19 protein-coding genes and 3 pseudogenes are annotated in these 21,322 nt (G+C 58.7%); 16 read left to right on the top strand and 6 right to left on the bottom strand.

Translation table 11 applies throughout. The features are described 5' to 3' along the window. Both rpmC and C8N45_RS13175 read right to left on the bottom strand, forming a co-directional pair. Positions 1–207, bottom strand: a complete 207-nt coding sequence (rpmC, locus tag C8N45_RS13180; RefSeq protein ID WP_108386778.1) for a 50S ribosomal protein L29 — start codon at positions 205–207, stop codon at positions 1–3. Positions 208–958: 751 nt separating this feature from the next. Beyond that, positions 959–1,319, bottom strand: a pseudogene (locus C8N45_RS13175) (bifunctional rhamnulose-1-phosphate aldolase/short-chain dehydrogenase); the annotation flags it as partial. 152 nt (positions 1,320–1,471) lie between these two features. On the opposite strand from C8N45_RS13175, the gene C8N45_RS24125 reads away from it, so the two are divergent. The 5 genes and pseudogenes from C8N45_RS24125 to C8N45_RS24120 all read left to right on the top strand — a co-directional run bounded on the left by C8N45_RS24125 (position 1,472) and on the right by C8N45_RS24120 (position 4,572). Further along, a complete protein-coding gene (locus tag C8N45_RS24125) occupies positions 1,472–1,885 on the top strand; it encodes a DeoR family transcriptional regulator (RefSeq protein ID WP_375342470.1) in 414 nt (137 codons plus the stop codon). Further along, the gene (locus C8N45_RS13165; RefSeq protein ID WP_181868940.1) at positions 1,882–3,246 is read left to right on the top strand and encodes an FGGY-family carbohydrate kinase; all 1,365 of its coding nucleotides are present in this window, start codon (positions 1,882–1,884) and stop codon (positions 3,244–3,246) included. Before C8N45_RS24125 ends, C8N45_RS13165 begins: the two co-directional genes overlap by 4 nt. Before the next feature lie 122 nt (positions 3,247–3,368). Continuing rightward, complete coding sequence (locus tag C8N45_RS23925; protein WP_108386708.1) at positions 3,369–3,605, top strand: serine hydrolase domain-containing protein; 237 nt, start codon at positions 3,369–3,371, stop codon at positions 3,603–3,605. A 95-nt stretch (positions 3,606–3,700) separates the two neighbouring features. Further along, positions 3,701–4,093 (top strand): annotated as a pseudogene (locus C8N45_RS23920) (serine hydrolase domain-containing protein); the annotation flags it as partial. Next, a complete protein-coding gene (locus C8N45_RS24120) occupies positions 4,030–4,572 on the top strand; it encodes a serine hydrolase (RefSeq protein WP_108386706.1) in 543 nt (180 codons plus the stop codon). The pseudogene C8N45_RS23920 and the gene C8N45_RS24120, both read left to right, overlap by 64 nt. Here C8N45_RS24120 and C8N45_RS13145 read toward each other — a convergent pair. Further along, complete coding sequence (locus C8N45_RS13145) at positions 4,553–5,134, bottom strand: hypothetical protein (RefSeq protein WP_133175978.1); 582 nt, start codon at positions 5,132–5,134, stop codon at positions 4,553–4,555. The two genes, C8N45_RS24120 and C8N45_RS13145, sit on opposite strands and share 20 nt — an antisense overlap. Between C8N45_RS13145 and C8N45_RS13140 the strand changes: the two are divergent. The 9 genes and pseudogenes from C8N45_RS13140 (at position 5,085) to iolB (ending at position 14,849) form a co-directional block, all read left to right on the top strand. Beyond that, positions 5,085–5,858: pseudogene (locus tag C8N45_RS13140) on the top strand (ABC transporter ATP-binding protein). The gene C8N45_RS13145 and the pseudogene C8N45_RS13140 overlap by 50 nt on opposite strands. A gap of 124 nt (positions 5,859–5,982) precedes the next feature. Then, positions 5,983–8,220, top strand: a complete 2,238-nt coding sequence (gene bglX, locus C8N45_RS13135) for a beta-glucosidase BglX (RefSeq protein ID WP_211095469.1) — start codon at positions 5,983–5,985, stop codon at positions 8,218–8,220. A 497-nt stretch (positions 8,221–8,717) separates the two neighbouring features. Then, positions 8,718–8,948 (top strand): hypothetical protein, encoded by a 231-nt coding sequence (locus C8N45_RS13130; protein WP_114427832.1) that lies wholly within the window; start codon positions 8,718–8,720, stop codon positions 8,946–8,948. A gap of 58 nt (positions 8,949–9,006) precedes the next feature. Further along, a complete protein-coding gene (locus C8N45_RS13125) occupies positions 9,007–9,945 on the top strand; it encodes a substrate-binding domain-containing protein (protein ID WP_108386702.1) in 939 nt (312 codons plus the stop codon). Between the two features lie 69 nt (positions 9,946–10,014). After that, positions 10,015–11,088 carry an ABC transporter permease gene (locus tag C8N45_RS13120; RefSeq protein ID WP_108386701.1) on the top strand — a complete coding sequence of 358 codons (1,074 nt, stop codon included), beginning with the start codon at positions 10,015–10,017 and terminating at the stop codon, positions 11,086–11,088. Between the two features lie 12 nt (positions 11,089–11,100). Further along, entirely contained in the window at positions 11,101–11,883 is a 783-nt protein-coding gene (locus tag C8N45_RS13115) for an ATP-binding cassette domain-containing protein (protein WP_108386700.1), read from the top strand. Continuing rightward, positions 11,883–12,875: an inositol 2-dehydrogenase gene (gene iolG / locus C8N45_RS13110; RefSeq protein ID WP_108386699.1), complete on the top strand. Its 993-nt coding sequence runs from the start codon at positions 11,883–11,885 to the stop codon at positions 12,873–12,875. The genes C8N45_RS13115 and iolG overlap by 1 nt, the downstream gene beginning before the upstream one ends. 9 nt (positions 12,876–12,884) lie before the next feature. Further along, complete coding sequence (locus C8N45_RS13105) at positions 12,885–14,030, top strand: phytanoyl-CoA dioxygenase family protein (RefSeq protein WP_245882662.1); 1,146 nt, start codon at positions 12,885–12,887, stop codon at positions 14,028–14,030. A gap of 12 nt (positions 14,031–14,042) precedes the next feature. Beyond that, positions 14,043–14,849: a 5-deoxy-glucuronate isomerase gene (gene iolB / locus C8N45_RS13100; RefSeq protein WP_108386697.1), complete on the top strand. Its 807-nt coding sequence runs from the start codon at positions 14,043–14,045 to the stop codon at positions 14,847–14,849. A gap of 341 nt (positions 14,850–15,190) precedes the next feature. Here iolB and C8N45_RS13095 read toward each other — a convergent pair whose 3' ends face one another. Genes C8N45_RS13095 through C8N45_RS13085 form a run of 3 tightly spaced genes read right to left on the bottom strand, consistent with a single transcriptional unit; the run spans position 15,191 to position 18,347 of the window. Then, positions 15,191–16,324 carry a Gfo/Idh/MocA family protein gene (locus C8N45_RS13095; protein WP_108386696.1) on the bottom strand — a complete coding sequence of 378 codons (1,134 nt, stop codon included), beginning with the start codon at positions 16,322–16,324 and terminating at the stop codon, positions 15,191–15,193. A 12-nt stretch (positions 16,325–16,336) separates the two neighbouring features. Beyond that, complete coding sequence (locus tag C8N45_RS13090; RefSeq protein ID WP_108386695.1) at positions 16,337–17,230, bottom strand: TIM barrel protein; 894 nt, start codon at positions 17,228–17,230, stop codon at positions 16,337–16,339. A gap of 13 nt (positions 17,231–17,243) precedes the next feature. Then, positions 17,244–18,347, bottom strand: coding sequence for a Gfo/Idh/MocA family protein (locus tag C8N45_RS13085; RefSeq protein WP_108386777.1), 1,104 nt, complete (start codon positions 18,345–18,347; stop codon positions 17,244–17,246). Between the two features lie 126 nt (positions 18,348–18,473). On the opposite strand from C8N45_RS13085, the gene iolD reads away from it, so the two are divergent. After that, positions 18,474–20,342 carry a 3D-(3,5/4)-trihydroxycyclohexane-1,2-dione acylhydrolase (decyclizing) gene (gene iolD / locus C8N45_RS13080; RefSeq protein WP_245882661.1) on the top strand — a complete coding sequence of 623 codons (1,869 nt, stop codon included), beginning with the start codon at positions 18,474–18,476 and terminating at the stop codon, positions 20,340–20,342. Beyond that, positions 20,342–21,322, top strand: coding sequence for a PfkB family carbohydrate kinase (locus C8N45_RS13075; protein ID WP_108386693.1), 981 nt, complete (start codon positions 20,342–20,344; stop codon positions 21,320–21,322). Before iolD ends, C8N45_RS13075 begins: the two co-directional genes overlap by 1 nt.

Here is a 21,322-nt window from a genome sequence, read left to right as displayed (position 1 = left end):
TTAAGCCTCCGATGCAGCGGCAGCTGCTTTTTCGTTCAGAATGGTTTTCACTTTGGCAGCGTTGCGGCGGGCCGCACGAATACCAGCAGTGTTTTCAAGCTGGCCAGTCGCTTGCTGGAAACGCAGGTTGAAAGATTCTTTTTTCAGGTTCACCAGCTCTTCACGAAGCTGGTCGGGCGTCTTGTCCCGCAGTTCTTTGGCATCCATCGCCATATTCCTTTGTCAACATCACCGGCAGGCCGCACACGTGCGTGACCCGATTCTCCGGTGGAGTGGGTGTAGAAGTGGGCCGTATAGGAGGGTTAGGGCGATGTGGCAAGGGATTATTGGTAGCGCACCGCCAATCTGGTGTGCGCCCCTGACAAAGTGTCGAATAACTTGGTTTGAAAGGGCCGTCGATAGATGGATCAAGCGTCGCGCTCGATAATGCAGCGGCGTCCATGATTGAAGCCGACTTGAGGTCAGGACCTATTAATCCTGCTCCGTGAGCGGTGATTTCACATCATCTCGGCAGCATGTGCCGCTTGTGCATGGAATAACCATGCTTGTCGCAGATCAAGGCGATGGAAGCCCTTAGAAAAGAGCGGTAGGGCCATCGCAGAGGCAGGAGATGACCGTGAATGCGGATTGGTTTGTGCAGGCGACGACCAATTGGCAGACTCGGGGCCTTGAGATGTGCTTCTGGTATCTGCGCAATGTGAAGTGCTGGGAGATACCTCGCCGCCGATCAAGCGTTCGGCTTTAACATTCTACGATATTTTGGAGTGTTAGTCCCCTGTGCATGCAGCCCCATAATTTGATCGGACGCTTTCTGGAAAGGCATGCGTCCTGTCCGTGTTGACTGAGACAAGTCTCTAGACTGCGCGCCCGCTCTTCTGCCTTTTGCTTCGACGGATCGACTACGCTGGACCGGCGTTTCGTCGGTATGCATATAGATCGCATGCAGGTTCAGCCGCTATTTGCGCGGGATATGGCCATGAGCGAATTCCAGATCCGCCCGCAGTTCGTCCGGTGTGCGGGCGCGACCCGTGTGATTGCCGGTGGACTGAGATGCCGCTTCGTCCTCGAGATCCATGCTGCGATAAATTTCTTTGAGCGCGTTCAGTTTGTCTATGTCGAGCGTGGCAAAACCGTCCATCTTGATTGAACCGATGTCGCCGCCAGAGCCCTTGAGCCAAAGCACCGCGACGTCATTCCCATTCAGCGGGTCACGCCCCGTCACCTTTGCAGATGTGTTCCCGCCGCCGTCATTGGTGATCCGTTTGTCCGCCCCCAACAGGTTGGAGCCATAAAGAAGCTTTTTCCGATTCAGACATCATGGAGGCAGCACTGTCGTCCCATAGGTTTTCAAGTAATTGTTCTGAACGGTCTTGAGCATCTGGCGCTTCAATCTCCGCAGAGGAATGCCAATCAGATACAACCATAAGCAATCATTATGTGGGTATATATGATCGGTATTGATGGGTTGTGATTGACATATCTTCAGAATTTTCGCAGGATTTGGCATCGAGCGGAGAATGAATTGCACGAGACAGAACAACATACAGGGATTTTGTCCGCTGTTCAGTATCGCCGATTTGTTGGCGTGATTGATCTTTGCTCGCTGACAGGCGCGTCAGAGGCAAGAAGCCGCCGCGATATTGCGACACTGCATATCCAAAACAAGGCGTGCCGCGTGCGTGGCGGAAACCATCGCCGCGAAGCGAACCAATGTAGGGTCACCCAATATATGTCGAGAATTTGGCCGCGATCCGACGGTATGGAAGATGATCACGGACTGGTTGCTTTCGGCCAGCGACGGGTAGGCGCATTTACTGCCAAGTCCCCTCAAATGCAGCGCGTTCTATTCGGGGTGAAACCTGAAACAAACGCATCCATGCCATGACACACATCGCTGTCATCGATATCGGCAAGACCAATGCCAAGCTTGCGCTTGTCGATTTGCAAACAATGTCCGAGGTTGCGGTACTCACGCGACCTAACACCGTCTTGTCAGGACCGCCGTGGCCCCATTTTGATGTGGAGGGTCACTGGGCCTTTTTGCTGGAGAGTCTGGCGCAGTTTCACCGTGCTTACGGTGTGGCAGCGATTACAGTGACGACACATGGCGCTTGTGGGGCGTTATTGGAGGCCGATGGCCAATTGGCGGCCCCGATACTTGAATACGAATTCAACGGGCCGGATGATCTGGCGATCGGATATGACGCGATCCGTCCCGATTTCGCAGAAACCGGTTCGCCGCGCTTGCCGATGGGGCTGAACCTTGGGGCGCAGCTTTACTGGATGTTCGCGACCGATCCCGGCTTAAGAGATCGCGTGGCGACAGTTTTGACTTATCCGCAATACTGGGGCTTCAGGTTGACGGGTATCAGTGCAAGCGACGTGTCATCGCTTGGCTGTCATACCGACCTTTGGAACCCTGACGCGCGAAAGTTCTCGTTGCTCGTGGATCGCCTCGGGCTTGCAGGCAAGATGGCACCTGCGCGTCCGGCGTCCGATGTACTGGGGCCAATTCTGCCAGAGATTGCCGCGCGCACCGGGCTGCATCCCGAAACGCCGGTCTATTGTGGTATTCACGATTCCAACGCCTCGCTGTTGCCACACATTCTTGGGCGCGCGGCACCCTTTTCTGTGGTGTCAACAGGGACATGGGTTATCGCGATGGCCGTGGGCAGTCGTGCGCGATCACTCGATCCCGCACGCGACACGCTGATCAACGTCAGCGCAATTGGCGATCCTGTCCCATCAGCCCGTTTCATGGGTGGGCGCGAATTCGAGATCCTGATTTCCGGTCAATATGCAGAACCGACCGAAGCAGATGTCAGCCACGTGCTGTCGGAGCAGATTATGCTGATGCCTGCGATCGTTACGGACTCGGGTCCTTTTTCTGGCTGGCCAGCGCGATGGTCTGGTCCGGAGCCACGCCTCGGAACCGGAGCAAGGACAGTGGCCGCAAGCTTCTATCTGGCGATGATGACCGCGACCTGTCTCAATCTGATCGGGCACACCGGTCCAATTGTCGTCGAGGGGCCGTTTGCAAGGAACACCGCCTATTGTCAGATGCTTGTCGCCGCGACCGGATGTCCCGTGACCGTGGCCAACGGTGCAACAGGAACGAGCCACGGGGCGGCCTTGCTCGCCAACCCTGACCTCAAACACGGTTTGGGAAAGGATGAAGCAACTTTCAGTTCGGCTCCGCCGCCGCTGCATGCATATGCCAAAGCGTGGTTGCAGCAAGCGGCCTAGTGCCTTGCCCGCTGCTTCGATATTTGCCCTCAGATTTGAAAAGAGGCCCATTATGAACACGCCATACACAACCGAGCGATTTTCCGGTCTCTCGGCGGTTTTCGACGACATCCTCGCGACGCATCCCGGTATGTGGGGGTGCCCTTTGCGTCTACCAACAGTGTAAACAGGTCGTGGATCTTTGGGGCGGGGTCGCGGACGCCCGTGACGGCACGGCTTGGGCGGCTGATACGCTGACGCTGATGTTCTCCTGCAACAAGGGACTGATGTTGGTTCTCATCGCCCGTCTTGGGCAAGACGGTTGCCTCTCATTCGATACAAAGGTGGCCGAGGTTGGCCGGAATTCGCTGCTGCGGTGAAAGAAACGATCACAGTGGCAGAGTTGCTGGGCCACTGCGCGGGTTTGCCGGGGTTGGCGGTGCCGATCACCGCGTAAGAGGCGACTGATTGGGACTATGTTACGAAACTTTTCGCTACACAGGCGCCGCTTTGGGCGCCAGGGACAACCTATACCTATCATTTGATCACGCATGGCCGGTTGGCGGGTGAGGTGATCCGCCGTATTACCGGACAGATGCCGGGCCAGTATCTTTCGACACTTGTCACAACACCGCTCGGGGCGGACGTCTGGGTCGGAGTCCCCGCATCCGAATTGCCACGCGTGGCGCCTTCTGTCGCCATGCCGGGGATGGAAGTGGTCGCCAAAGCAGAGCGTGAAAAGAATGTCGGGGAAGGGATTTATGGGCCCTACCGTACAATAACGCTGGGTGCAGCAATGCCGGAATGCCTTGTCACCGAAGATGGCGGTTTCAACGGGGCCTTGCGCGCATCATGTCGGCCTGTGTGACAGAAACCGCAGATGTCCGGTTTTTGAATGATCCAACGCGTAAGGCGGCGACGCAGACAGTCTCGGAAGGGCCAACATACTTTGACGCGCCACCACCGTATGGCCGTTGGGGTGTCGGGTTCCAGTTATCGTCAGAGCAGCTGACCTTCCCGACAGATCGCAGTTTCGCCCACGGCGGTGCAGGTGGACGGCTATCATTCGTGGACCCCGAACACGAGATTGGGATCGCCTTCCTGACCAATCAGATGCTGGGACCGGAAGATCGTCGAACCGATATGATCATCGGCGCGTTGGCCGAGGCGCTGCGCTGGGGTCCTGATCCTTCGTTATCTGTGGTTTGCTATGTTGCCCCCGTCAGCCCCCGTCAGCCGCCTTCGCCGAGGTTGCTGACGGGGCGGTGTATGGCGTCTGAGCCTTGTGGCTTGACCACGTTTGCTAGCAAGCCAGCACCGTCTCTCCTCATCGTCTCGAACAGTTGAATGCGGCCACCGAGGACCCCGGAGCAGAAGGAAGAGAGTATGAAAAGGGTATCATAGTATCGGATCCGGGTTCGCGGATTCCTTTACGAATAACGAAGCAAAGTTTGCAGCCACGCCTGCCGCGCGTGGTGGTTTTGCCCGCCTGCAGGAAGTCAATTAGTCCGGCTATCTGCATGAAGACTTCGGTGCGGCTGTGCTGGAAGACGGGATACGGATGGTGGCCACCGGTGAGGGTGTGCATTACCCAATGCTGACCTTTGCTGTTGCAACGATCCAGCAGAATAGCCTCGACCTGATAAATGATGTAGGTTTCTTTGCCTAGCCCGGCGACAGTGCTGAAAATGGCCTGACGGTCTGGATTTCGCAGGGTGCCTTTGTTCCGCAGAGCAGCGAAAATATCGAAGCAGCGAAAGGGTTCCTGAACTTCCTGCCATCCGAGGAAGCCTGTGAATTGACCGTGGCAACTAACGGTACGGCTGGTCCTTATCTGATCGACGACTGCGATATTCCGGCTGACGTGCCACGCGCGGTATCCGACATGCTGCCCTAGTGTCGAGGTCATCAAGGGTATCGACCTGTCCATCGAACCCGGTGAATTTTGCGTCTTCGTAGGGCCTTCGGGCTGTGACAAATCCATGCTTCTGCGGATGAGGTCGCCAAGGTCCTTCAGCTTGAGGCGCTCTTGGATCGTAAGCCAAAAGCATTGTCAGGCGGGCAACGGCAGCGGGTCGCTATCGGACGTTGCATCGTGCGCAACCTGAAGGTCTTTCTGTTTGATGAATCGCTTTCAAACCTTGATGCTGCATTGCGGTCACAAATGCGGATCGAACTGACAGAACTGCACGCACGTCTGGGCGCGACGATGATTTACGTCACCCACGATCAGGTCGAGGCGATGACCATGGCCGACAAGAACGGTGTTCTCAACGGCGGCAAGATCGAACAGGTCGGAATCCCCGATGGAGCTTTACGACAACCCCGCGACACCATTCGTGGCCAGGTTCATCGGAAGTCCGAAGATGAATCTTTTCGAGGGCGAAATCGCCAAGGAACTGGGCGCGGATAAGGCCTATGGCATCCGGCCGGAACATGTCGAGCTGTCCGCAACCGAAGGTAAATGGCCCGGTGCCGTGCGCCATGTGGAACGTCTGGGCGCAGATAACACCATGCATCTATCGAATGACCGCCTTGGCAATTTCCTCGCGCGTGTTGAAGGGCACCGCACCTTTCAGCCGGGTGAGGCTGTCTTTGCAACCCCGAAGCCCGAACGCGTGATACGGTTCTGATCCTGCTGCATCTTGGCGGCTGAGAAACCATAGGCCCTGCTATGCTGCTGTGGGGCCTGCGCAGATCTTGCGACAACTCGACTTTGGCCTTTTACTGGCCCCACAAACATGACGGAGAATGCACATGTCCAGCACCCCGCTCAGCGATGCTGAAATCGGAGATCGCGTCGCGGCGCTAATGGCCAAGATGACGGTCGCCGAAAAGGCTGGTCAGCTGACCCAGTATTTTACCTTTCCCGGCAACGAGCCCGCGCTGGAAAAGATTGAGACGGAATTGCGTGCAGGGCGTGCTGGCTCATTGCTCTTCGTCAAGAAGGCGGACGAGATCGACAGGTTGCAGCACATCGCGGTCGAAGAAAGCCGTCTGGGTATCCCTGTCCTCTTTGGCTACGACGTCATTCACGGGTTCCGCACCGTGATGCCCGTGCCGCTGGCAATGGCAGCAAGCTGGGACCCGCAGGTCGCCGAGGATGCCCAGGCCGTCGCTGCGGCAGAGGCCCGCGCCATCGGCCTGCACTGGACCTTCGCACCGATGGTGGATATCGCACGCGACCCGCGGTGGGGCCGGATGATCGAAGGCGCGGGCGAGGACCCATATCTGGGCTCTGTCATAGCTGTCGCGCAGGTCCGCGGTTTTCAGGGGGAACGCATCGGAGCACCCGGTCGCGTGATTGCCGGGCCAAAGCATTTTGCAGGCTATGGCGCCTCACTTGGCGGGCGCGACTATGATGAGGCGGACCTGTCCGACAATGAGTTGTGGAACATTCACTTGCCACCCTTCAAGGCCGCCATCGACGCAGGCGCAGGCAATATAATGAGCGCCTATATGGGCCTGAACGGTGTGCCGGCCTCTGGTAATAAGTGGCTGCTGACGGACGTGCTGCGCGATACCTGGGGGTTTGACGGTTTCGTCGTGACTGATGCGGGCGCGGCAGCCGATCTGGAAACCCACCACTATGCTTCCGACCTCGAAGATGCGGCGGTGCGGGCACTGACAGCCGGCATCGACATGGAAATGGCTCCGCCATCGGGCTCGGATGCTGCCTATACCACACTGCCCAAGGCGCTGGAGGGGGGCCGCATCACTGAGGGGCAACTCGACACCGCGGTGCGCCGCGTGCTGATGATAAAGTTCCGCATGGGTCTGTTTGACAACCCTTATGTCGATCAAGGTGAGGCGTTGCGCATTCTGGACACCCCCGCACATCGAGATGTGGCAAGACGTGCCGCCGAACGCTCTGCCGTCTTGCTGCGCAACGAAGGCGATTTGCTTCCACTGTCGCGCGATATCGGCTCCATCGCGGTCATCGGACCCTTTGCCGATGCCGCCCGCGATACCTCCGGCCCGTGGATATTTGAGCAGGATGACAGTGAGACGGTGACAATGCTTGCGGGTATCCGCGACGCGGTCGGCAACGGCACGCGCGTCGATCACGCCCCCGGCGTGACGGTCCCAAAGCGCCTGCACCAGTCGATCTTTGAAAATCCCTTCACCGTACAGGCGCCTCGGCCCGAGCTGGACGATGACGCCGAGATTGCCCGCGCTGTGAAAATGGCCAATGAGGCCGAGGTCGCTGTGCTGGTGCTGGGCGAAGCGGAGATCATGATTGGCGAAAACGCCTCGCGGGATACGCTTGATCTGCCGGGGCGTCAGCAGGAACTGCTTGAGGCGGTGCTGGCCACGGGCACGCCCACGGTTCTTTTGATCATGACGGGACGGCCTGTAGACCTCAAAGGTGCGCAGACCGATGCCAGTTTGATGATCTGGTATCCCGGCACCCGTGGGGGTGAAGCGGTGGCGAACCTGCTCTTCGGAGATGCAGTGCCGGGCGGTAAGCTGCCCTATAACTGGCCGCGCAACATCGGTCAGGTTCCACTGCCCTATGCCCATCTGCGCTCTTTCAAGCCGCAAGAGGCCGAGATGCGGTATTGGAACAATCCAAACACCCCGCTTTATCCATTCGGCTACGGTCTGAGCTATACCACCTTCGCCTATGATAATCTGCGGCTATCGGCGGATGGAATGGCTGTAGGTGATACGCTTCAAGTGTCGGTTGATGTGTCAAATACGGGGGATGTAGATGCCGATGAAGTCGTGCAGCTTTATATTCACCAGCGCTTCGGCACCTCCGCGCGCCCTGTTAAAGAGCTCAAGGGCTTCCGCCGCGTGACGATCGCCGCAGGTGCGACAGAGACGGTGAGTTTAACGCTTGGGCCGGATGAACTCCGCTATTGGAGCGCGGCCACCCGGGACTGGGTTCAGGACGCCAGCGCCTTTGACGTATTTGTGGGCGGCAATTCCACCGATGTGCTTGCGACGCGTTTTACTGTTTCGGGATGGGGCTGCTCACCCCGCCTGTAACACAAAAGAGATGTAATTCATGAAAGATGTCTTGTTTGTCGGTGGAAGCCTGCGGGCAGCATATCCATCGTCAGCACCAGCCCGCGCTGACGGACCGTTTGGCCTTTGAAACTTTCGGGAGAGCGACCAACGCTTAGTAGGCACCAGAGGCGAAGAGTTCGGTAATAGCTTCGTCCCCGTGGAAATCCCTCGCAAGGCCATCTCACTGGGACGACCGTTTACGACCTTGGCCATCGGATGCAAACCACCGCGCCGCGCGCTGGGTATCTGCCTTCTTATGTATCCTGATGATCCTCCTGCTTTGGGGCAAACTTGCCGGATAGCGGGGCAGGCGTCGAATCCAATCCCCGAAATCTGGCGGCTGAAATCAGTTGAGAGTAGAACTTTTGCAACCGATTGCAAAAACCTGTTGACGCGGGCGGTGGGTTAAACGCACTCTGGGCACGTCGCAAGATTCTCGGACAAAAGAACGCGAACACGGACGGACAGGGAGAGACATGCTCGACTTCGGGTTGAACCAAGACACGATGACCAACGTGTCTGTCGGCGAATACGTCGATGCTGCGGCGTGTCTGGATATGGTGTGGCTTGAGGTCCGCGATGATCCGTGCCTGTCGGACGCAGAAGCCCTTGTGGGGCAGATGGAAGGCGCAACCGGAAAATCCATGAATTTCGTATCTTCGCATGTGCAGGGCATAGCTGCATGGCGCGGGGGTGAATTGCCCTGATGGGGGCCATCCGGTGAGATAACGGGTGTACCGGACACCAATTTTGGGAGGAAACAAAATGAAAAAGACTCTAATTGCAGCAAGCTTGATGGCATTGACTGCGACAGGCGCAATGGCTCAGGAAATCGGCGCGACCTTCTCGCGGTTCGACGACAACTGGCTGACCGTCCTGCGCAATGGCATGACCGAATATGCAGGCACAATCGACGGCCTGTCATACCAGCAGGTCGACGCAACCGACGATCTGGCCAAGCAAATCGACCAGGTGAAAAACTTCGTCGCCAATGGCGCGGACGCGATCATCGTGAACATCGTGGACACTTCCGCAGGTGCAGCCGTGTCCGCTGCGGCTGGCAATGTGCCGCTGGTCTATGTAAACCGCGAGCCGGACAACGTGAACGAACTGCCGCCAACCCAAGCGTTCGTGGCGTCCAATGAAATCGAATCCGGTACGCTTTCAGCCTTTGAGGTCTGCAAAAATCTGCGTGCTGCGGGCAAAGGCAACGGCGCGCGGGGCTACCTGATGAACGGTCAGCTTTCGAACCAGGCTGCTGTCCAGCGCTCGAAAGACGTGCACGACGTGATCGGCATGGACATGTGCAACTTCATGGAAATCATCGACGAACAGCCTGCAAACTGGTCGCGCGATGAAGCACAGGATCTTATGACCAACTGGATGTCGTCGGGCGAGCCGTTTGACTTCGTTCTGGCCAACAACGACGAGATGGCTATCGGTGCGATCCAGGCCATGAAAGCGAGCGGCATGGACATGGCCGACGTTCAGGTCGGCGGTGTTGACGCGTCGCAGGACGCGCTGGTTGTGATGGCAGCGGGCGACTATGACGTCACGGTCTTTCAGGATTCCGTGGGTCAGGGCACCGGCTCGATTGATGCCGCACTCAAGCTGATCGCAGGCGAAAAAGTGGACTCGAAAGTCTACATTCCCTTCGTTTTGGTGACGCCTGAGAACATGGACGAGTTCCTCGACAAGAACTAAGCTTCCAAACAACTGGGGTGGCGTGGCTGCGCGCCGCCCTTCAACTTCTTTAAGGAACAGGAGGCGAGCATGGCAGATACCAGCCACGGCACCGGCGGTCTGACCTTCGACAAATCCAAAAGAACCTGGCCAAACGAGATGAACATCCTGCTGGCGTTGATCATCATCATCGTCGTGTTCGAGCTCATCGGCCAACTTGCACCCTATATGCGCGGACAAAGCTTCCTGTTTGACACAAAAGACCGCTTTGACAGCATTTTCAACGAAGCCCGTTTGCAGATTATCATTCTGCAAGTCGCGGTCATCGGTATCATCGCTTTGGGCGTCACGCAGGTGATCATCACGGCGGGGATTGATCTTTCCTCCGGCCCGCTGGTCGCGGCAACGGCCATGATCGCGATGAGCTTTGCGCAGACCGAGTTGGTCAATGGCAACCCCAACCCCAAGGCTCTCTTTGGCCCCTGGGCCATGGACCTGCCTGTCTTTATACCCATCGTTATTGGGTTAGCCTTTGGTGCCTTGATAGGCGCGATAAACGGCACCTTCATCGCCGTTCTGCGAATTCCGCCCTTCATCGCGACGCTGGGTATGTTCCTGGTTTGCCGTGGCATCGCGCTATGGTGGTCGGGCGGTAATCCGGTATCTTTCCCGACCGAGCAATTCGCCTTTATCGGCTCGGGTATGATGCCCGTGGTCTGGTTCGTCCTGCTGGCGATCATCTTCCATTTGATCATGCGCTACACCGTCTATGGCAAGCACACCTATGCCATTGGATCAAACGAAGAGGCGGCCCGCATGTCGGGGATCAATGTCAAACGTCACAAGGTGATGGTTTACATGATCGCATCCATGCTGGCGGCATTTGCGGGTATCGTGCTGAGCGCGAAAGCCTCGACCGCACAGGCCGGCATGGGCGAGTTTTACGAACTCTTCGCCATCGCCATGGCGGTGATCGGCGGGATCAGCCTGCAAGGCGGTCGCGGGTCGATCATCGGCACGGTTCTGGGCGCACTGGTTCTGGGCGTGATCCGTTCGGGGTTCACCTACATCAAACTCGATGGCTCTTATCAGCTTATGGCCATGGGCAGCATCATCATCGCGGCGGTCGTTCTGGACCAGTACCGACAAAGAAGCCGAGCGTGAGGAGGGCGTCGCATGAGTGACATTGTTCTGAAAACAGAAGACCTGACCAAGCATTATGGCGGGGTTCATGCGCTGGAAGGCGCGAATTTCGAGCTCAGGAGTGGCGAACATGTCGCCATCATGGGCGACAATGGTGCGGGCAAATCCACCTTTGTCCGCCAGATCACCGGCGTGGAGCAACGCACGCGTGGCAAGGTCTGGCTTTATGGCAAAGAAGTGGATTTCGCGGGCCCGCTGGACGCGCGCGAAGCGGGTATTGAAACTGTATTCCAGACGCTGGCGTTGGCCGATCATCTGGACGTGCCGGACAACCTGTTTCTCGGGCGCGAAAAGACGAAGTGGGACTGGCTGGGACCATTCCGTTTGCTGGATTACAAGGCGATGCGGCAGGATACGCTGGATGCGCTGGAGCGGACCGGGGTGAAAATTCCCAACATCCGCAACACGATCGAACGCATGTCTGGCGGGCAGCGCCAATGTGTGGCCATTGCGCGCACAGCATCGTTCCACTCCAAGCTGACGATCATGGACGAACCCACGGCGGCGCTGGGGGTGCAGGAAACCGCGCAGGTGGAAAACATCATCCGCACGCTGAAGGAAGCCAATGAGCCGCTCATTCTGATTTCGCACAACATGCGTCAGGTCTTTGATCTTGTGGACCGGATCATCGTATTTCGCCGAGGCCGGATTTGTGCCGATCTTGATATCAAGAGCGGTGATTATACCGGCGAGGACGTGGTGTCTTATATCACCGGTGCGAAAACCGGCGAGGAATACATGGAGACTGCAACCTGATGACACTGCGCATAGCCATTCTTGGCGCGGGCCGGATCGGGAAGGTTCATGCCCGCGCGGTTGCTTCTGTGCCCGGCGCCGCACTTGTCGCTGTGGCCGAACCCATGGCCGAGGCGGCCAAGCAGATCCGCGCTGAGTTTGACTGCGACATTCGCGAGATTGACCAGATCGCTGCATCCGATGATGTGGACGCCGTTGTGATCTGCACTCCGACCGACACCCACGCGAATCTGATCGAGCAGTTCACGGCGGCGGGCAAGGCTGTCTTTTGTGAAAAGCCGATAGATCTGAACGTGGCGCGCGTGCGCACCTGCCTAAAGAATGTGGAGGCAACTGGCGGCCGTCTGATGCTGGGGTTTAACCGTCGGTTTGATCCCGATTTCATGGCGCTCAGGGCAGCGATTGATGATGGTCGGATCGGAAAGGTCGAGATGATCACGCTCACCTCTCGTGATCCCGGGCCACCGCCCTATGACTACATTACCCGGTCGGGCGGAATTTTTCGCGACATGATGATCCATGACTTCGATGTCGCACGCTGGCTTCTGGGGGAAGAGGTCACGTCTGTACAGGCCGCCGCCTCGGTGTTGACGGACCCGGAGATCGGCAGGCTGGGCGATTACGACAGCGTCAACGTGATCCTGACCACAGACTCGGGCAAGCAATGCACGATCACCAACACGCGCCGTGCGGCCTATGGTTATGACCAGCGGATCGAAGTGCACGGCTCAAACGGGTCCGTTTCGGCGCGCAACACACATGAGGCCAATATCGAGATCGCGGACGCCTCTGGCTATCACCGGCCGCCGCTGCTCAATTTCTTCATGACCCGTTATGTGACTGCCTATGCAAACGAGATTGCCGCGTTTGTTCAGGCTTTGGAGAGCGGGTCGGACATGCCGACCACCGGACTTGACGGGTTAAAGGCGCTGGAGCTTGCCGAGGCGGCGTTGAAATCCGTTGAAACGGGCGCGGCCGTGCAGCCCGGATAGGAAGATATGATGGCAGGGTATTATGCGACCGACGATTGCAGGATCGAGGCGTTCGAGGCGCTGATTTCAGAGCCGCTGGATGCATCAAACCTGCGGTTCGCCTCGGATGTCGTCCAGAACATCCCGGTTTACACGGCTGCTGATACCAGCGCTGCGCTGGGCAATCGCGCCGACCGGCAGGCGCTGATGGCAGAATGGGCGCAGGTCCTCGGTGACCTGTCCGGGGTTGTCGTGCTAAAGGGCGCGGTTCCGGATCTGGAGGCCGTGGATCAGGCCACGGCGGTCTTCGAGCAGATCATCGAAGAGGAACGCGCAGGCGGCAGCGGGGGCGATCATTTCGGTGAACGCGGCGCGAACGACCGGATTTGGAATTCCTTGCAAAAGCTGTGTCTGCGGGCCCCTGATGTCTTTGCCCGGTATTTCGCCGCACCCGCCATCGCGGCGGTAAGTGAGGCATGGCTTGGCCCGTGGTACCAGATGACCAACCAGATCAACGTCGTGCGCCCCGGCGGCAAGGCGCAGACCTGCCACCGCGACTATCACCTTGGCTTCATGACGGAGGCGCAGGCGCAGTCGTTTCCCGCCCATGCCCATCGCCTGTCACCGGCCCTGACCCTGCAAGGGGCGGTCGCCCATTGCGACATGCCCATCGAAAGCGGTCCGACCAAGCTGTTGCCAAACTCGCAACGGTATGGGCCGGGTTATGTTGCGGCCTTGCTGCCCGCGTTCCGCGCGCTTTTCGAAGAGCGCCATGTGCAGGCGCCGCTGGAAAAGGGTGACGGGCTGTTCTTCAATCCAGCGCTATTTCATGCGGCGGGTGACAATACTTCGGAGGATATCAATCGCATGGCAAATCTGATGCAGATCGGATCACCCATGGGCCGCACCCTTGAGCGCATAGACCGCACAGCAATGACCCGCGCGCTTTATCCGGCGCTGCGCGATCTGGGACTAGGCGAACAGGACCGAGCCGCCGTGATCGGTGCCTGCGCCGAGGGTTATCCGTTTCCGACCAATCTTGATACCGATCCACCCATTGGCGGGCTCGCCTCGGAAAGTCAGGCAGAGCTTTTCGCGCGCGCGCTTGATGAAAGCATGAGCGAGGCCGATTTTGCGGCGGCTCTGATGGAAAATCAGCACAAAAGGCTACCATAATCGGGAGACGCCATGGCCGAACTTTTGAAGAGACCCGCGGGCACCCATGGCAAGGTGCATGACATAACCCCTGCAAATGCCGGTTGGACATACGTAGGCTTTGGTCTTTATCGCCTGCGCGCAGGTGACACGGTGGCCGAAGAGACGGGCGCGCGTGAAGTGATCCTTGTCATGGTCGAAGGCAAGGCGCGCATCAGAGGTGCCGGACAGGATTGGGGCGTTCTGGGTGATCGCATGGATGTGTTCGAAAGAACCCCGCCCCATTGCCTTTACCTGCCAAACGGAACCGATTGGGAGGCCGTGGCGGAAACCGATTGCGTGATCGCGGTCTGTTCGGCCCCGGGCGAGGGCGGGCATCCGGCACGCCGGATTGGCCCCGAGGGAATTGCCCTGACCGAGCGAGGCACGGGCGCGAATACGCGCTATATCAACAATATTGCCATGGAAGCCGAGGATTATTGCGATGCGCTTCTGGTGACCGAGGTGTTTACGCCAAACGGTCACTGGTCGAGTTTCCCCAGCCACCGACATGATGAAGATGACTTTCCCCGTATCACCTATCTTGAGGAAACCTATTACCATCGCCTGAACCCATCCGACGGGTTCGGGATACAGCGGGTCTATACCGATGATGGCAGCCTCGACGAGACCATGGCGGTCAGGGACGGTGACGTCGTCTGTGTCCCGCGCGGCCACCACCCGTGCGGTGCGCCTTACGGGTTTGACATGTATTACCTCAACGTCATGGCCGGGCCGCTGCGCAAATGGCGATTTGTCCTTGCGCCCGAAGTCGAATGGATCGCAGAACGCGATGGATGACGGACGATCCGCCCTTCCAAGCAAAGAACCGGTGCGCTTGGACAGGACGTTTGTGGCGATCAAGTTGAAAAAAGTGGCCGAGTGCGCGGGGGAGAGGCGTCATGCATAGTTTCGGTCGGATTTCTGCAGGTCCTCAAACGAATATCATCGGCATCGACATTATCGTATGCGGGCGAACGGCGGTGTGATATCGGGATCGTCGAGCGCTGCACGCTGCACAGAATAGCCTGCAGCTTTTCGCAAAGAACCTTTCTCACATCTCCTCGGGAAATGAACTGTAATGTTCATATATTTTGGGCGTTTCGCCTTTATCTGATGCCTCAGGCTAAGGGCGAAACGCTTTAACGAAACATTGGTGGTCTTGCGTCCACCCATGCGCCCCCGTCCTTGGCCGAGGCCACCGCGGTATGCACCGCCGCCATGGACCGCACGCCAGCCGCAGCGCCGGGCAAGCCATCGCGCGTTTCACCGCGGATTGCATCTGCCAGATCACAATAGATATTGGCCACAGCCAGCGGGAAGCCCTCTGGATGAGCAATCGCCACGCGAGAGAGACGCTGTGCGTCCTCATGCAGCCCGCCTTCGCCCTTTTCCATGATCTGGGTGCGTCCACCAAGTGGGGTATAGATCAGTTGGTTGGGCTGTTCCGCGTGCCATTTCAAACCGCCGGTTTCGCCAAATATCTGGATTTCGAACCCGTGCTGGCGACCGATGGCCACAGACGATGTCCAAAGCCGACCTACCGTGCCGCCGGACATGCGGAAATTGACCATTGCGTCATCTTCCAACGTGCGCGAGGCGATGGTCGAAGCAAAGTCCGCAGACAGGCTTGCGACCTCGTCATCACAGATGAAGCTTGCCATATGCATGGCGTGAATGCCGCAGTCGGCGAATTGACCGGACACGCCTGCCATGACCGGGTCATAGCGCCAGCGGACGCGCGGATTGTCGGCGTCGCCGGCATCCGCATGATGACCATGGCTGAAATTGCTCACCACCAAACGGACCTTGCCGATCTCACCGGCGCGGACCATGGCGCGCGCCTGCCGCACCATCGGATAGGCGGAATAGGCATAGTTCACGGCCATGACCTTGCCGGATTTCCCGGCCACGCGGACGATTTCCTCACCCTCCTCCACTGTCATGGTCATCGGCTTTTCACACAGCACGTTGAAACCGGCTTCAAGAAAGGCCTTGGTGATCTCGAAATGTGTGGCGTTGGGGGTGGCGACGGTTACGAGGTCGATCCGGTCGTCGCGGTCCTTTTCGCCCGCCAGCATTTCCTGCCAATCGCCATAGGCACGATCTGCCGCGACGCCAAGGCGCTGCGCGTATGCGCGCCCGGCATCCGGGCGGTGGTCCAATGCCCCTGCCACGAATTCAAACAGCCCGTCAGCCTGTGCGCCCAGACGGTGTGCCGGCCCGATCTGGCTGCCTTCTCCGCCGCCGATCATACCCCATTTCAGCTTTGCCATGGTCGTTGTTCCTTAGTTGAAGCCGATGCTTTCAAGATATTCGCGATTGAGCCGGGCATCGCCGACGGGGTCGGGGTCAAGTGTGGGGTCGCAATCCTGCTCGACGGTACACCACCCCGAAAAGCCGTTATCCAGAAGGATCTGGCGCACAGCGGGGAAGTCGACATCGCCGTCACCCAGATTGCAGAAAATCCCCTGGCCGCAGGCGTCATAGAACCCGGTTCGCTTGGCAATGACATCGGCTTTGACAGCCGGGTTGATGTCCTTGAAATGCATATAGGAAATCCGGTCGATATGGCGCTGCATAAAGGCCACGGGATCGAACCCGGCATATGAATGGTGGCCGGTATCAAAGCAGATATTGAGGATATCGCTGTCGACCTCATCCAGAAGGCGCTCCAGTTCGGGTTCGAAATCCATGAAACCGGCGGCATGGGCATGGATGCCTACGGTCAGCCCGTAGTCCTGCGATCCGATGCGTGCAGCTTCCGCGATACGGGCGCGATAGGCGGTCCATTCGGTGGGGTCCATTTGTTCGGCTTCACCCGCCCGCCCGGCGGTCGGGGCGCGACGCTCCGAGATGGAATCGATCAGGACCAGATGTTGCGCCCCGTGGGCCTTGAGAGCCTTGCAGGTGCGGTGCGTGCCATCCAGCACGTCGTCCCACTGCGCCGGATCGTGAAAGGCCCGGAAGACCACGCCGCCGATCAGTTCCAGATCGCATTCGTCCAGCGCCTCGGCCAGCACGGCAGGGTCTTCTGGCATGAATCCCACGGGGCCCAACTCGATCCCTTTGTATCCTGCTTCGGCACATTCTTTCAGAACGGTGCGCCAGGCTGGATTGCGGGGATCGTCTGCAAATTCAACACCCCAGGAACAGGGGGCGTTGCCGATGCGAATGGTCATGTCTGCGGTCTCCTTAGTCTTGCGTAACCGGAGCCCATGCCCCGTTTTGCGCGGAATGCCATGCGGCGTCGATCACTTCGGCGACGGCAAGTCCGTCGCGGAACGTGGGCCAGCGGGCTTCGCCGGTTTCGATTGCGGTCAAGAAATCCTTGGCCTCGATGATGATCTGGTCCTGATAGCCCGTGCCATGGCCCGGACCAAGGCAGAAGGGTTCATAATCGGGATGGGCGGGCCCTGTCAGGATCTTGGTAAAACCACGCGTCGCTTCGGGCCCCTCTGCCTTGTACAGCCAGACGGCGTTCTGATCCTCCTGATCAAAGCGGATCGCACCCTTGGTTCCGTGGATCTCGTAGGCGTAGCCCATTTTCCGCCCCGTTGCGACGCGGCTGGAATAGATGTGGCCCTTCACGCCACTGGCAAAGCGGCACATGATCTGTGCGTGATCATCATTGGTGACCGCGCCGCCCGGGCGGGTGCGATGGACGGTTTCAATCTCGGCCATGACTTCGGCAATCGGGCCCATCAGAGCCAGCGCCGCATTGATCGGATGCGGCGCCAGATCACCCATATTGCCATTGGCGATGCCTTCACAACGCCAGTTGTGCGGCACGGCCTGATCGGCCAGGAAATCCTCGGTATGTTCGCCGCGAAACCATGTGACATCGCCGATTGCCCCGTCATCAAGCAATTGACGGACGAACTGGCTTGCGGGGGTGCGGATATAGTTGAACCCCATCATATTGACCACGCCAGCGGCCTTGGCCGCAGCGACCATGGCGCGGGCGTCCTCCAGCGTGTCCGCCAGGGGCTTTTCGCACAGCACCGGCTTGCCCAGTGCCAGCGCGGCCTCTGCAATCTCGCGATGCGTGTCCTGAGGCGAGGCGATGACGACGGCGCCAACCTTCGAATCTGCGACCAGCGCCTGCCAGTTTGGCGCAGCGCGGGAAAAGCCGAATTGCTCGCGATACCGTTCGGCACTTTCGACGGAAGATGCGGCGATCATTTCCAGTTTTGGTCGCAATTTGGTGTTGAAAACCGCCCCGACCGAAGCCATGGCCACGGAGTGTGCCTTGCCCATGTAGCCGCCGCCCACAATGCCTACTCCCAATGCGCTCATCTCGTCCTCTTTTTCAGCGTGGAAAATATTTGCAACCGATTGCAAAAGCTGTAACTTGCGACTCGGATGCGTGCAAGCGGCAATTCGTACAGCGGAATTTCAAGGCAATCTGGCAGGAGCAACCAAGTGGCGGACAAATCAATAAAGTTGACCACGGCCCAGGCTATCATCCGTTGGCTGGCCAACCAGTACATCGAGATCGACGGCAAGCAATGGCGTCTGTGTGGTGGCGGATTCGGCATTTTCGGCCATGGCAATGTTACCTGTCTGGGCGAAGCGCTTTATGACCACCAAGAAGAACTGCCGCTTTACCGCGGTCAGAACGAGCAGAGCATGGGCTTTGCAGCTGCGGGCTATGCCAAACAATGGCTGCGCCAACGCTTCATGTTCTGCACCGCCAGCGCCGGGCCGGGCACGCTGAACCTTGTCACGGCATCGGCGCTGGCCCATGCCAACCGCCTGCCGATGCTCATGCTGTGCGGTGATACATTCCTGACACGGCTGCCCGATCCGGTGCTCCAACAGATGGAGAATTTCAACGACCCCACCTTTGGTGCCAATGACGCGTTCAAACCGATCACACGCTACTGGGATCGCATCACCCATCCGGCACAGATCATCCAGTCGCTGCCCGCCGCCATCGCCACGATGCTGGATCCGGGCGATTGCGGGCCGGCCTTTCTGGGCTTGCCGCAGGATGTTCAAGGCTGGACCTATGACTACCCCGCAGTGTTTTTTGAAAAGAAGGTGCACCGCATTCGGCGTCAGACACCGGATGCCGACGAGATTGCCGATGCCGCGGCACTGCTGAAAGCCGCCGAACGCCCCATGATCATCGCGGGGGGCGGTGTGCAATATTCCAAAGCGGTGGCCGCGCTGACCGAGGTTGCTGAAACCCACCAGATTCCGGTGGTAGAGACCATCGCAGGCAGGGCCAACATGCTTAATGATCATCCGCTCAATATCGGACCGATCGGCGTGACCGGCTCTGACAGTGCAAATGCCATTGCTCAAAAGGCCGATGTGATCCTTGCGGTCGGCACGCGTTTGCAGGACTTTACCACCGGATCGTGGACCGCCTTTGCCAAGGACGCGCGGTTTATCTCTGTGAATGCGGCGCGCCATGACGCGGGCAAGCACATGTCGCTGCCGGTGGTGGGGGATGCCAAGCTGTCGCTGGGCGCACTGGGCGCGGCTGTGGCCGGTTACAACGCTCCGGCAGAATGGATCACATTCGCGCAGGAAGAACGCGCCAAGTGGGACGCTTATGTCGCGGACAACGTCTCTTACGGGGACAACCGGCCCAATTCCTATGCCCAGGCGATTGGCGTAGTGAATGCGCTTTGCGACCGGCGCGACCGGGTGGTGGCCGCAGCCGGCGGATTGCCCGCCGAGGTCACGGCCAACTGGCGCACGCTTGATATCGGGACCGTGGACGTGGAGTTCGGATTTTCCTGCATGGGATACGAGATCGCAGGCGCATGGGGTGCCCGCATTGCGCAAAGCGAACGCGAACCCGAGCGGGACACGATCAGCTTTTGCGGTGATGGATCTTATCTGATGCTGAACTCGGATATCTATTCGTCGGTGCTCACGCAGAAAAAGATGATCTTGCTGGTGCTGGATAATGGCGGTTTTGCCGTCATCAACAAGCTGCAGAACAACACCGGCAACGAAAGCTTCAACAACCTGCTTGCCGATGCGCCGACGATCCCCCACGCCTTTGGCGTGGACTTCGAAGCCCATGCCACCGCGATGGGGGCAGCGGCAGAAACTGTTGCAAACCCCGCCGAATTGGCCGAGGCGTTCAAACGTGCGCAAACCTCCGACAAGACCTACGTGATCGTCATGAAGGTCGACGCCTATGAGGGCTGGACCACCGAAGGCCACGCATGGTGGGAGGTCGGCACGCCACATGTGACAGACAACGACAAGGTGCGCGCGGCCCATCTGGAGTGGGAAAGTACCCGAGACAAGCAACGGAAGGGCGTCTGATGTCTGCGCTGATGGACGGGATCAAAGGCAACTGCTTTGCCGTTTTTGGGCGGGCGGGCATGGATATGTTCGCCGATCCTTTGGGCGTAAAAAGCGAAGAGGCCGCGCATTTTCGGGCTGATCTGGGCGGATCGTCCGCCAATATCTGTGCGGGGCTGGTCAAACTGGGGAGCAAGGCGGCTTTGATTACCTCCGTGTCCGACGATGCAGTGGGGCGGTTCGCGTTGAACCGGCTCAGACATTACGGCGTGGACACCTCTCATATTCGGGTGCTGGGCGGCGAGTATCGTTTGTCTCTGGCGGTTTATGAAAGCTGCATGGAGGATTTCCAGAACGTGATCTACCGCAACGGCGCGGTGGATTTTCAGGTGACCGAGGAGGATATGGATCGGGTCGATTATGGTGCCCATTCAGCGTTGATCACCGCTGGAACCGTGTTCGCGGCAGAACCATCACGTTCGGCCACCTTTCGCGCTTTTGAAAACGCCCGCAAGGTCGGGCTGCCGGTGATCTTCGACATTGACTATCGCCCTTATAGCTGGCCGTCGCCCGAGGTTGCCGCCAAAGTGCTGAGCCGCGCTGGCGCCGAGAGCGACCTGATCGTGGGCAACGACGAAGAGTTTGGCTTCATGGCTGGTGGGATCGAAAAAGGGCTGGACAAGGCTCGCGAACTGGCCGCTGAGGGCAGGATGGTGATCTACAAGATGGGCGAAGCCGGCGCGATCACCATGGCAGACGGCGAAGAGTTTCGCACCGGCATCTATCCGGTCACGGCGGTCAAGCCCAACGGTGCCGGAGACAGTTTCATGGCCGGACTGTTGGCCTCGATCGCAGACGGGCATTCCTTGAAGGACGCGGTTCTGCGCGGTTCAGCCTGCGCATCGATCGTCGTCAGCCAGCCCGGCTGCGCTCCGGCCATGCCCACGACTGCGCAACTGGATGCTTTCCTCGAACAACATCCCGGCCCGACAGCGGCCTGA

Source organism: Yoonia sediminilitoris, assembly GCF_003058085.1.
Lineage (GTDB): Bacteria > Pseudomonadota > Alphaproteobacteria > Rhodobacterales > Rhodobacteraceae > Yoonia > Yoonia sediminilitoris.
The sequence above is the reverse complement of the archived record's forward strand: the minus strand, read 5'-3'. Positions and strand labels throughout refer to the sequence as shown.

What these genes read in the sequence shown, in the direction of transcription:
- C8N45_RS13115 (WP_108386700.1), top strand. Translation starts at nt 11,101, where the DNA reads ATGAGTGACATTGTTCTGAAAACAGAAGACCTGACCAAGCATTATGGC.
- iolG (WP_108386699.1), top strand. Translation starts at nt 11,883, where the DNA reads ATGACACTGCGCATAGCCATTCTTGGCGCGGGCCGGATCGGGAAGGTT.
- rpmC (WP_108386778.1), bottom strand. Translation starts at nt 207, where the DNA reads ATGGATGCCAAAGAACTGCGGGACAAGACGCCCGACCAGCTTCGTGAA.
- iolB (WP_108386697.1), top strand. Translation starts at nt 14,043, where the DNA reads ATGGCCGAACTTTTGAAGAGACCCGCGGGCACCCATGGCAAGGTGCAT.
- C8N45_RS13085 (WP_108386777.1), bottom strand. Translation starts at nt 18,347, where the DNA reads ATGAGCGCATTGGGAGTAGGCATTGTGGGCGGCGGCTACATGGGCAAG.
- C8N45_RS13075 (WP_108386693.1), top strand. Translation starts at nt 20,342, where the DNA reads ATGTCTGCGCTGATGGACGGGATCAAAGGCAACTGCTTTGCCGTTTTT.
- C8N45_RS13165 (WP_181868940.1), top strand. Translation starts at nt 1,882, where the DNA reads ATGACACACATCGCTGTCATCGATATCGGCAAGACCAATGCCAAGCTT.
- C8N45_RS13105 (WP_245882662.1), top strand. Translation starts at nt 12,885, where the DNA reads ATGGCAGGGTATTATGCGACCGACGATTGCAGGATCGAGGCGTTCGAG.
- C8N45_RS13095 (WP_108386696.1), bottom strand. Translation starts at nt 16,324, where the DNA reads ATGGCAAAGCTGAAATGGGGTATGATCGGCGGCGGAGAAGGCAGCCAG.
- C8N45_RS13090 (WP_108386695.1), bottom strand. Translation starts at nt 17,230, where the DNA reads ATGACCATTCGCATCGGCAACGCCCCCTGTTCCTGGGGTGTTGAATTT.
- C8N45_RS13130 (WP_114427832.1), top strand. Translation starts at nt 8,718, where the DNA reads ATGCTCGACTTCGGGTTGAACCAAGACACGATGACCAACGTGTCTGTC.
- C8N45_RS24120 (WP_108386706.1), top strand. Translation starts at nt 4,030, where the DNA reads ATGCCTTGTCACCGAAGATGGCGGTTTCAACGGGGCCTTGCGCGCATC.
- C8N45_RS13120 (WP_108386701.1), top strand. Translation starts at nt 10,015, where the DNA reads ATGGCAGATACCAGCCACGGCACCGGCGGTCTGACCTTCGACAAATCC.
- bglX (WP_211095469.1), top strand. Translation starts at nt 5,983, where the DNA reads ATGTCCAGCACCCCGCTCAGCGATGCTGAAATCGGAGATCGCGTCGCG.
- C8N45_RS13125 (WP_108386702.1), top strand. Translation starts at nt 9,007, where the DNA reads ATGAAAAAGACTCTAATTGCAGCAAGCTTGATGGCATTGACTGCGACA.
- C8N45_RS13145 (WP_133175978.1), bottom strand. Translation starts at nt 5,134, where the DNA reads ATGACCTCGACACTAGGGCAGCATGTCGGATACCGCGCGTGGCACGTC.